The sequence below is a fragment of the Caenimonas sp. SL110 genome (genome assembly GCF_001044395.1).
In the GTDB taxonomy this organism is placed as follows: domain Bacteria; phylum Pseudomonadota; class Gammaproteobacteria; order Burkholderiales; family Burkholderiaceae_C; genus Ramlibacter.
This window is the reverse complement of sequence record NZ_JANU01000029.1, coordinates 119,510-130,629: the sequence shown is the minus strand read 5'-3', so window position 1 is coordinate 130,629 and position 11,120 is coordinate 119,510. Positions and strand designations below refer to the sequence as shown.

The 11,120-nt window shown below is 65.0% G+C and carries 7 protein-coding genes; 4 read left to right on the top strand and 3 right to left on the bottom strand.

Annotation, left to right across the window (positions count from 1 at the left end; genetic code table 11):
• Positions 1-57: 57 nt before the first annotated feature.
• The 4 genes from AQ12_RS14285 (at position 58) to AQ12_RS14270 (ending at position 5,864) form a co-directional block, all read left to right on the top strand.
• Positions 58-3,294 (top strand): efflux RND transporter permease subunit, encoded by a 3,237-nt coding sequence (locus AQ12_RS14285; RefSeq protein ID WP_082151603.1) that lies wholly within the window; start codon positions 58-60, stop codon positions 3,292-3,294.
• Between the two features lie 17 nt (positions 3,295-3,311).
• The gene (locus tag AQ12_RS14280; RefSeq protein WP_048440589.1) at positions 3,312-4,001 is read left to right on the top strand and encodes a protein-L-isoaspartate O-methyltransferase; all 690 of its coding nucleotides are present in this window, start codon (positions 3,312-3,314) and stop codon (positions 3,999-4,001) included.
• Positions 4,002-4,012: 11 nt separating this feature from the next.
• Positions 4,013-4,348 (top strand): rhodanese-like domain-containing protein, encoded by a 336-nt coding sequence (locus tag AQ12_RS14275; protein WP_048440588.1) that lies wholly within the window; start codon positions 4,013-4,015, stop codon positions 4,346-4,348.
• 190 nt (positions 4,349-4,538) lie between these two features.
• Positions 4,539-5,864: a TolC family outer membrane protein gene (locus AQ12_RS14270; RefSeq protein ID WP_048440610.1), complete on the top strand. Its 1,326-nt coding sequence runs from the start codon at positions 4,539-4,541 to the stop codon at positions 5,862-5,864.
• Here the strand turns inward: AQ12_RS14270 and AQ12_RS14265 are convergent.
• The 3 genes from AQ12_RS14265 to AQ12_RS14255 are packed head-to-tail and all read right to left on the bottom strand — an operon-like array spanning position 5,861 to position 10,933.
• Positions 5,861-7,903: a M10 family metallopeptidase C-terminal domain-containing protein gene (locus AQ12_RS14265; RefSeq protein ID WP_048440587.1), complete on the bottom strand. Its 2,043-nt coding sequence runs from the start codon at positions 7,901-7,903 to the stop codon at positions 5,861-5,863. The two genes, AQ12_RS14270 and AQ12_RS14265, sit on opposite strands and share 4 nt — an antisense overlap.
• A gap of 28 nt (positions 7,904-7,931) precedes the next feature.
• Positions 7,932-9,287, bottom strand: a complete 1,356-nt coding sequence (locus tag AQ12_RS14260; protein ID WP_048440586.1) for a DUF1501 domain-containing protein — start codon at positions 9,285-9,287, stop codon at positions 7,932-7,934.
• Complete coding sequence (locus AQ12_RS14255; protein WP_053076742.1) at positions 9,284-10,933, bottom strand: DUF1800 family protein; 1,650 nt, start codon at positions 10,931-10,933, stop codon at positions 9,284-9,286. Before AQ12_RS14255 ends, AQ12_RS14260 begins: the two co-directional genes overlap by 4 nt.
• Positions 10,934-11,120 lie beyond the last annotated feature (187 nt).

Here is an 11,120-nt window from a genome sequence, read left to right as displayed (position 1 = left end):
CCCTCTCCCGCAAGCGGGAGAGGGGGCAAAGTCCCTAGCCCCTGAGCGCCCAGTCATATGTGGTTCACGCGCGTCAGCCTCAAGAATCCCGTCTTTGCGACGATGGTGATGCTCGCCATCGTGGTGCTGGGCCTGTTTTCGCTCCAGCGCCTGAAGGTCGACCAGTTTCCCAACATCGACTTTCCGGTTGTCGTGGTGACCGCCGAGTACCCCGGCGCAGCACCCGAGATCGTCGAGAGCGAAGTCACCAAGAAGATCGAGGAAGGCGTCAATTCCATAGCCGGCATCAACGCGCTCACCTCGCGCAGCTATGAGGGCCAGTCGGTCGTCATCATCGAGTTCCAGCTCCACATCGACGGGCGCAAGGCGGCTGAAGATGTGCGCGAAAAGATTGCAGCGATCCGGCCCTTGTTTCGCACCGAAGTGAAAGAGCCACGCGTGCTGCGCTTCGATCCGTCCAGCCGCGCGGTGTGGTCGGTGGCGGTGCTGCCGGCCCCTTCGACAGGCTCAGGGCGAACCGCAGGTACCGCTGGCATGACGGCGATCGAGCTGACGAACTGGGCCGACCAGGTGCTCAAGAAGCGGCTGGAGAACGTGCGCGGCGTCGGCTCGGTCACGCTGGTGGGCGGCACCAAGCGCGAGATCAACATCTATCTCAACCCGGCGGCCATGGAATCGCTGGGCATCACGGCCGACCAGGTGGTCGCTGCCGTGCGCAACGAGAACCAGGACCTGCCCGTCGGCTCGATCCGATCGCTCACGCAGGAGCGCGTGGTGCAGATCGATGCCCGCATGCAGCGGCCCGAGGACTTCGGCCGCATCATCATCGCGCGCAAGGGCTCGGCGCCGGTGCGGGTCGACCAGGTGGCGCGCGTGGCCGATGGCGCCCAGGAAGTCGAGAGTCTCGCGCTCTACAACGGCGGCCGCACGCTGCTGCTGTCCGTGCAGAAATCGCAGGACGAAAACACCATCCAGGTGGTCGACGGCCTGAAGAAGACACTCGACGAAATGGCGGCGCAGCTGCCGCCCGGCGTGAAGCTCGAACCCATTGCCGATGGTTCGCGCCCCATCCGCGTCTCAGTCGAAAACGTGCGCCGCACGCTGATCGAAGGCGCCCTGCTCACGGTGCTGATCGTCTTTCTGTTCCTGAACTCATGGCGCTCGACAGTCATCACCGGGCTGACGCTTCCGATCTCGATCATCGGCACCTTCCTGTTCATGAACATGTTCGGCTTCACGATCAACATGATCACGCTGATGGCGCTGTCGCTGTGCGTGGGCCTGTTGATCGACGACGCCATCGTGGTTCGCGAGAACATCGTGCGCCATGTGCAGATGGGCAAGTCGCCCTTCCAGGCGTCGCTCGACGGCACGCAGGAGATCGGGCTCGCGGTGCTGGCGACCACCTTCTCCATCGTCGCGGTGTTCCTGCCGATCGGCTTCATGGGCGGCATCATCGGCAAGTTCTTCCATGAGTTCGGCATCACCATCGTGGCGGCTGTGCTGATCTCGATGTTTGTGAGCTTCACGCTCGACCCGATGCTGTCGTCGATCTGGCACGACCCGGAAGTCGAGCAACACGGCAAGACCGATCCCAACCGCAAGCAGTCCTTCTACGACCGCACCATCGGCCGCGTGACCGGCTGGTTCGATCGCTCCACCGAATCGCTCGCCGATGGCTATCAATCCATCCTGCGGTGGTCGCTCGGACACAAGCTGGTGACAGTGCTGATGGCGATTGCCGTCTTCGTCGTGAGCATCTTCATGGTGCCGCTGCTGGGCACCGAGTTCGTCCCCAAGGCGGACTTCTCCGAAACGTCCATCAGCTTCTACACACCCGTGGGTTCGTCGCTGGAGACCACCGAAGCCAAGGCGCGCCAGGTCGAATCCATCGTGCGTGAATTCCCCGAGGTGAGGTACACGCTGTCGACCCTGAACACCGGCAACGCGCAGGGAAAGATGTACGCGTCGATCTATGTGCGCATGGTCGATCGCAAGGATAGAAAACTCAGCGTCGATCAGATGTCGGGTGTGCTTCGCGAGAGGCTCAAGCAGGTGCCGGGCATCACCGTGACGCACGTCGGCCTGACCGATGCGGTGGGCGGCAACAAGCAGGTCGAGTTCTCGCTGCAAGGCCCGGACCTGAAGGAACTGGAGCGGCTGACGGCACTGGTCAATGAGCGCATCCGCACCGTGCCCGGCCTGGTCGATCTCGACTCCAGCGTCAAGCCCAACAAGCCGGTACTGGACATCGATGTCAAGCGCGATGCAGCGTCTGACCTGGGCTTGTCGGTTGCGCAGATCGCGGGTCCGCTGCGGACACTGGTCGCAGGCCAGACCGTGGGCAACTGGCGCGCGCCCGACGACCAGACCTACGACGTGAACGTGCGCCTGTCGCCCGATGCACGCAACTCACCCGAGGACCTGGAGCGGCTGCCGTTTGCCACCGGCACCAACGCCGATGGATCACCGCGCATCGTGCGGCTCAACCAGATCGCCACCGTGCGCGAATCAACCGGTCCCAACCAGATCAACCGCCGCGACCTCACGCGCGAAGTCGCGATCAACGCCAACGTGTTCAACCGTTCGGCCGGTGAAGTCTCCAACGACCTGCGCGCGGTGCTGGACACCATCAGCTTCCCGCCGGGCTACCGCTACCAGTTCAGCGGCTCCACCAAGAACATGGCGGAGTCGTTCGGCTACGCGGTCTCGGCGCTGGCGATGGGCGTGATCTTCATCTACATGATCCTGGCCAGCCAGTTCAGGAGCTTTTTGCAACCGCTGGCGCTGATGACCTCGCTGCCGCTGACGCTGATCGGCGTGGTGCTGGCCCTGCTGATGTTCCGCTCGTCACTGTCGATGTTCTCCATCATCGGCGTTGTCATGCTGATGGGGCTTGTGACCAAGAACGCCATCTTGCTGGTGGACTTCGCGATCCGCATGAGGGATGAAGGCATGGAACGCTCCGAGGCACTGCTGATGGCCGCCAAGGTGCGCCTGCGCCCCATCCTGATGACGACTCTGGCGATGATCTTCGGCATGGTGCCACTGGCCTTCGCGCTGACCGAAGGCTCCGAGCAGCGCGCGCCCATGGGGCAAGCTGTCATCGGCGGTGTCATCACTTCATCGCTGCTGACGCTGGTGGTGGTGCCGGTTGTGTATTGCTACCTCGATGACCTGGCGATGTGGGCGAAGCGCCGTTTCAGGCGCGCAGGCACCCAGGCCGCCGGCACCGGTTCCGGCGGCAGCGGCGCCCGGCCCCTGCCCGCCTCTAAAATCGACGGTTTGTCCTGAACCGTCCCGGATTGCCCATGACCGCCCCTTCCGACCTCGAACGCGCACGCTTCAACATGATCGAGCAGCAGATCCGCCCCTGGGATGTGCTGGACCTCGACATACTGGCCTTGCTGGCCGTATCCCGCCGCGAAAACTTTGTCCCGCTCGCCCACAAGGCGCTGGCATTCGTCGACATGCAGATCCCCTTGCTGGGTTCGGGCGATGCCGACATGCAGCAAGGCCGTAGCATGCTGGAGCCCAAGGTCGAGGCGCGCATCCTGCAGGACCTGCACATCCGCCCGACCGACAAGGTGCTGGAAGTCGGCGCAGGTTCCGGCTACATGGCCTCGCTGCTGGCCGCTCGGGCCCAACGCGTCATCTCGCTGGAGATCAACCCGGAACTCGCCCGCATGGCCCGCGAAAACCTGCAGCGCGCAGGCGTTTCCAATGCCGAAGTGCGCGAAGCCGACGGCTCCCGGGGTCTGTCAGGTGAAGCACCCTTCGACGTGATCGTGCTCAGCGGCTCGGTCGCCGAAGTGCCCCCTGCCCTGCTGGCGCAACTGAAGATCGGCGGCCGCCTGGCAGCCATCGTCGGCAACGAGCCGGTCATGCGCGCCACCTTCATCACCCGGGGCAGCGAGACGTCTTATACGACGACCCAGCCCTGGGACACCCTCGCGCCGCGCCTCGTGCATTTCCCCGAACCTTCGCGGTTCCAGTTCTAGGACCACCCCACATGATCGAGCAGGTCAGGCCCGCATCGCTACGCGACTGGATCGCCTCCCAGGGCGGCACTGCGCTGGTGCTCGATGTTCGCGAACCCGCGGAGCTGCAGGTGGCCCGCGTTGCGACCGAAGGCTTCAACGTCAAGACAATTCCAATGATGGACGTGCCGGCCCGGTTAGCCGAGCTCGATCCCGAACAGCCAGTAGCGGTGCTCTGCCACCATGGCGCGCGCAGCCAGCGCGTGGCCATGTTCCTGGCCGGCAACGGTTTCGCCAGCGTTGCCAACATCGCCGGCGGTATCGATGCCTGGTCACAGGAACTCGATGCGGCAGTCGCCCGCTACTGAATCCGGACAAACGAGCCAACCCAGGTCAAGGACTCACCCCATGAAATCGTCGCGGCCGAACCGCAGGTTCTTTCCAGATACCTCGAAGGTCACCTCTCCAGCCTCCGGCTGTCATTGCGGACCTGATCCGCAATCCATGTTCGATCAGGCGCAGTTGCCGCTTCGCGGTGGATGCCGGAGCAAGTCCGGCATGACAGCCGTGGGGTCCATGGCCGTTGTTGTACTCGCGGCTGCATTCGCGCAACCCGCCAACGCCGAGAACCTGCTGCAACTCTACGAATCGGCGCGCGCCTACGACGCCACCTGGCAATCGGCCAAGGCGCAATATGACGCCAACCTCTTTCGGGCCGAGCAGGCCAAGGCCGCGCTGCTGCCCACGGCAGGTCTTTCCGCCGGTGTGACGCGCTCCAATTTCGATAGCACGGTGCCTTCCATCGATCGCAGCTTCGGGACGCAAAGTGCAACCATCAGCGCCTCGCAGCCCTTGTTTCGCCCGGCCAACGTGGCGACATGGGAACAAGGCAAGCGTCAGGTGGAACTGGCACAGGCCGTCCTTTCGACCGCCAGCCAGGACCTCATCATCCGCGTGAGCCAGGCGTACTTCGATGTGCTGGCAGCCGGCGATACGCTGGCCTTCGTTCGCGCGCAAAAGTCTGCGGTCGGCGAGCAGCTGGCGTCGGCCAAGCGCAACTTCGAGGTCGGCACGTCCACCATCACCGACACCCGCGAAGCCCAGGCCCGTTTCGACCTGGTGATTGCGCAGGAGATCGCCGCCGAGAACGACCTGCGCGTCAAGAAGCTCGCGCTCGACTCGCTGGTCGGCAAGCCCGACGTGAAGCCCGATCCGCTGGTGCTGCCGGTCAATGTGCCCGGCCCGGTGCCGCCCGACGTGAACGTGTGGGTGCAACAGGGCGAAGAAAGCAGCCCGGCGATCCAGCAGGCCAAGACCGCCGTTGAGATCGCGCAGCTCGAAACCCAGAAGGCCAAGGCCGGCCACCTTCCCACGCTGGACCTGACGGCCAGCTACAACATCACCCGCAACCCGAGCGGCAATGTCAGCGTGCCCACCGGCACGCGCAGCAACAACGGCGCGATCGGGCTGGCGCTCAATGTGCCGCTGTTTGCAGGCTTTTCGACACAGAACCGCATCCGCGAAACGCTGTCGCTGGAAGAAAAGGCGCAAGCAGACCTCGAAGGCATCCGGCGCGCCATTGCGCAGGCCACCCGCACGGCGTTCTTCGGCCTTGTCTCGGGCCAGGGGCAGGTCAAGGCACTCGAAGCGGCCGAGGCATCCAGCCAGAGCGCGCTGGAGGCCAACCGCCTGGGCTACCAGGTCGGCGTGCGCATCAACATCGATGTGCTCAATTCGCAGAGCCAGCTGTTCCAGACCAAGCGCGACCTGGCGCAGGCCCGCTACAACGTGCTGCTGGGCCACCTGCGCCTGCGGCAGGCCAATGGCACCTTGCTGCCGGAAGACCTCGCACGCCTGAACACGCTGGTCGCGCCCGCGCGCTAGACCAGGTAGTCGATGCCGCTGGCCGCAAGGCCGGTGAATCCGATGTTGTCCAGGTTGTACGAAAGCTCGGACGCGAGCAGCACGAACTGCTCGCGGCTCACGGCGCCACTGTCGATCAGGCCCGAGTAGTACGCGAGGTCATTCGCGCTGGGTGCAACGCTGGCGATGCCCATGTACACCAGCGTCACCACGGCTTGCGCCGATGGGTTGGCACCCAGGATCAGCGCCAGCGCCCCGCCGGTCAGCACATCGAGCGGAAGGCCGCCATCCAGATAGCCGATGCCCACGCCGCGGAAATGCTCGCTGGCTGCAACCGACGCGCCGCCCACGGCACCGAGCACCTTGACCCAATCGCCCGCATTGCCGTCAAGATCGAAGGCCACCGACAAATCGTCGAACTGCATGCGCTCGATGTTCGCCAGCGTGTCGAAGCCCGAGATGCCGTCATGGGCCGTCACATAGCGATAGCCGAATGCCTCGGTCAGCGCATAGGCTGACTTCAGGCCCGCGAACACCGCCGTGTCGATGCCGTCGCCGCCATTCATGTCGTCGTTGCCCAGGCCGCCGGTGAGCTGGTTTGCGAGTGAGTTGCCGATCAGCACGTCATCGTGGTCGGACCCGACGGCCCGCTCTATCCAGGTGCCCAGGCCGATCGACAGGTTATCGACCGCGACCAGTCCCTGCGCCGTGACACCCACGCTGCTGCGATGGCCGGGCGTGAGGTCGAGCACCACACCAACCGACGAAGCGGATGCATCGAGGGTGTCGATGCCGCCATCGTCCAGCAGGCTGCGCTGGCCGTATGCGTCGTCGCCCACGCTGTGCACCGAGTTGCCCGTTGCCACTGCGGTCGTGCCGTACAGGTAGCGCAAGGCCGCTATGTCCATCACGCCCCAGTCGGCGCGAAAAAGGCCGTCGACCGACGGTGTATCGGACATCACGGTCAGGCTGGAGACGTCGTCTTCCTCGCGCCACTGCGCGGTCCAGGCATCGCCTACATCCACATTGCGCGGATGGCGCAGACCCAGGGCATGGCCGATCTCGTGCATCAGGGCGGCGTAGCCTTCGCTGCCCGCGGTGAGCACCACCATCGACTCCACGTCCATCCAGACGTCGCCAGGCGTTCCTGGCGTCACCGATGGCGCGTAGGCCACGCCCTTGGTCGCAGCCTGCTGGCTGATGCCAAAGCGCATCTGGCCGGCGGGACCGCTTGCTTCGTTGGTCTCCACAAAGCTGATGTGCGTCACAGCGCTGACCGACGCCAGGATCGCGCGCACCGTGTCGCGCTCTTGCGGCGTGAATGCGCGAAATCCCGCCGAGCCCATGCCCAGGGCTGGCGCCTGTTCCACGAAACTGAAGCTCACGGAGACGGCAGTGCCCACTGCACCCGGCGCGTTCCAGCGCTGCGCCGCAGCTGCCGTCAGCCCGACCTGCGCCAGGTCCAGCGGGTCGATGAACTCGCCGATGGCGTGATACGGCTGGTTCCAGTCGGAAGCGATGCGCTCTATATCGGTCAGGTCGATGCGGAAGTTGGCATCCAGCGGCGACGTGATGACCGCCGTGCGTCCATCGGTGGACACCTGGATATCGAACTCCTCGATCGAGCGCGGGCCGCCCGCGACCCACGGCAGCACCAGGTAGTCGATGCCGCCGCGCCCGTCTATCGTGTCGCGGCCGCCGCCGCCGCTGAAGCGGTTGGTTTGTGCGGTGCCGTAGAAGTGATCATTGCCGCTGCCGCCATGGGCATCGTCCACACCGACCAGCGTGTCGGTGCCGCCCCAGCCGTCGAACGCATAGCCCGCCTGCAGGTCGACCGTCGCGCCGTTCTGCGTATCCCAGTAGGCGACGGCCAGTGACCGCCACCAGTCGTCAGACGGCAACTGTTCGATGTAGTCATTGCCTGCGCCGCCGATGACCTGGCCCTGGTACATCTTGACGGTGTCGTTGCCAGCGAGCCCGAAGTAATTGATCCAGTCGTTGTCGATCGGCGCTGACTGGATGTAGACATCGGGCTGGGGAGTTCCGTTCACATCGCTCATGGTGGATTCCGGTTGTGCTTGTCCGTTGTCATGAGGCCATGAACCCGAGGTTCTTCAGCTGGAAATTGGCGAGATTCGGAAACACGTCCGGCACCTTCGCCGCTTCCAGCCCGAGCCACTGCATCAGCGTCGCACCCACCTGGTCGGAAGATGTCGTGGGCACGAAGCGCCCCTCGCCCGCGCGGTCGAAGTCGTCGATGCCGCCCAGCACCATCGACGGAAACTGCCCGTAGACCTGGCCGCCCGCAACCGCCCCGCCCATCACCCACCAGTTGTTGCCCCAGGAGTGATCGCTGCCGCCGCCCGATGCCGGCTTGAGCGTGCGGCCGAAATCCGACATCACCAGCGTCGTGACCTCCTGCCCGACGCCCGATGCGATGTTGGCCTGGTCGAATGCGGCCAGTGCGCCGGCCAGTTCCGCAAGCTGCGCGTCCTGGGTCATCGGTCCGCTGCCACGCTGGCCCGAATGGGTATCGAACGAGCCCCAGTTGACCAGGAACACCTGCCTGCGCAAACCCTGGCTGCGAAACACCGGCAGCACCGACGCCAGCGACCGGAGGTTGGTGCCCAGGTAGGTGTTGCCGAAATTGCCCTGCGGCGTCTGCGCCTGCAGCATGGCCTGCGTGATGAGCGTCGAGTCGCGCACGGCGCCGCCGAAGGTGCTGGAATATTCGGCTTCGTATTCATTGGCGAATTGCCACTGGGCCATGCGGTTGACTGTCTGCGTCCATTCAGCCGACGGCTGTGCCAGGTCGGCCGGGCCCCAGTAGCGCAAACCGCCTGCATTCATGAACGCCACCCGCGACTGGCGGCCCAGCACCAGCGTGCGCTGGTTGTCCATGGTGACGGCGTTGAGGTTGTTGCGAAGCGCCTGCGGAAGCATCTCGAGGGCACGTCCGGCCCAGCCGCTGCCATCTTCATCACCGCCCCAGCCCTGCTGCATCGCGACCTGGTCGCTGTGCGACAGCAAAAAAGGTGGCAGCGCGCCGGTGTGGTCGAGCACCTGCGCAGCAGTCGTTGGGGCGATGAGCGGTCCGGCATTGGCGATGAAGGCGAGCCGCTGCTGGTTGTAGAGCGTTGCCAGCGGCGCGAGGGCCGGATGCACGCCCAGCGTATGGCCGGCGCTGCTGCCGTTCAAGGCGATCAGGCTGTTCTTGGGCAATGTCAGGTCGTAGCGTCCCGCGCTGTAGTCGTTGTAGGCGCCGTCAGTGGGAATGACCACGTTGTTGCCGTCGTTGCCGCCATTGAGAAAGACGCAGACCAGCGCCTTGTAGTCGCTGCCAGCGGCAACGCCCGCACCCGACGCGCCGAGCAGGCCCGCCGCCGTGATGCCGCCAAGCGCCGGAACGCCGGCGGCGTATTTGAGGAAGTCGCGGCGCTTCATTTGATGACTCCGTAGAAGGGCGTGGTCAGGGCGTATTGGGTGAGCACCATCGCGTTGGAGGTGGCATCGGAGCCGACGTTCTGCGTGGTGGCCAGCGTCTGCAGGTTGCTGCGCAGCGTCGGCGGCATCGCCCCACGGAACCATCGCACGCTGATCTGGTCGATGAGCGTGCGCGGCGACAGCGCGAATGCCTGCCCGAGTGAATTGGTGTCGCATCCGGCCGCAACACCCGCGCCCTGTTGCATCTGCCAGCCGATGCTGCCCAGCCGCTGCGTCAACTCGCTCGCATTCACGATCTTCTGCTCGGGTGCCAGCAGGTTGCTGCCCGGCGCGCGGTCGGTCGGCAGGTAGTAGCTGAACACGCTGGCCGGATTGAACGGCATCTGGTTGTTGGGCCCCATCGCCCAGGGCCCATTGGGATTGGTGAGGTTCTGGGTGCAGCCCAGGCCGCGAAGCATTCCGGTGTACCAGAGCATCGGCTCGCGAAACTTGCCGAAACGCGTGGTGTCCGCGCCGGGCACGTCGCCCCGTCGCGCTTCGACGTCCGTCAGGATCGCGCGGATGGTGGCCTTCATGTCACCCGCAACGCCCTGCCCGTTGTTGCGGAACACGGCTGCCACGCGGCCGACATAGGCAGGGGTTGGATTGCTCGTGACCAGGTGCTGGATCAGGCGCTGGCTGACGAACGGCCCGATGTTGGGATGCGCCATCAGCAACGCAACGACCGCATCGAGTTCTTCGGGCGCGCTCTTGCCGGCGGGGAAAGCCGTTCCCATGATCGTCTTGGGATTGCGGTCGTGCAGCGGCGGCCACGATTCGGGAACCATGGGATAGCCTGCGTTGAGCCAGTCCTGCGAGGGGGTTGGCGCGCCCACCTGAGAAAACATCCAACCGGTCAGTGCGGCGGCGAGTTCTTCCACATCCTCCTGCGAATAGGTTTCGACCGGCTTGCCCTGCCCGTCGCGCACCGTGGTGCCGTCTGAATTCAACTTGACCACGCCGAGCGTGAAGAGCTGCATCAGCTCGCGCGCATAGTTTTCGTTGGGCGCGCAACTGGGGCACTGCTCGGAGGTCGGCCTGTTCTGCACGTTGTCCAGGAAGGCGCCCATGGCAGGGTGGATGGTCAGCTCCCGGATGAAGTCGCCGTAGTTGCCGAACGCGTGCCTTTGCAGCAGGTTGTAGTACTGGGTGTGCGAATACGGGGGCACCTTTCCGTTGATCGGGATGAACTGGAACAGCGCCCACGACACCCGCAGGCGCAGCTGGTCCGGGCCTGACAGCGCATTGGTCATGAACTGGTTCACCGGCCAGTTGAACGCCTGCGTCGAAGCGGCCGAATCGTTGCTGTTGTAGGTGCGCAGGAACGACGGCGGCGACATCTGCGTGGGTGGCAGCGCCATCTGGTCCGTGATCCAGGCGTTGAGCCCCTGCTGCGCGAGGCTGTCCACCAGCGCCGGGGTCGCGCCGAAACTCACCTGGTCGGCCGCCCGTGCCGCAGCGAAGCGCGTCATGCCCAGGGGCGCCGTGGCCGCGCCTACCTGCCCGCTCGATGGCGAAGGGCCGGGCGCCACACTGGTCTTGCCCCCGCCGCACCCACTCACCGCCAGCACGACGGCAAGCCCGAAGGCCAGATTGCCCTTGCGCATGTTTGTTGCTCCTCTTGTCACCAACCGACATGCAGCATCGCGCAAATCCACTGGATGAGCAATGGGGGTGACAAGCAAATGGGCTGTCATTGCGGACCGAGAGCGAAGCCCGGCATGACAGCCGGGGGGCTGTCATTGCGGACTCGATCCGCAACCCATGACTTCAACGGCCGCTGCCGCTTCGCGG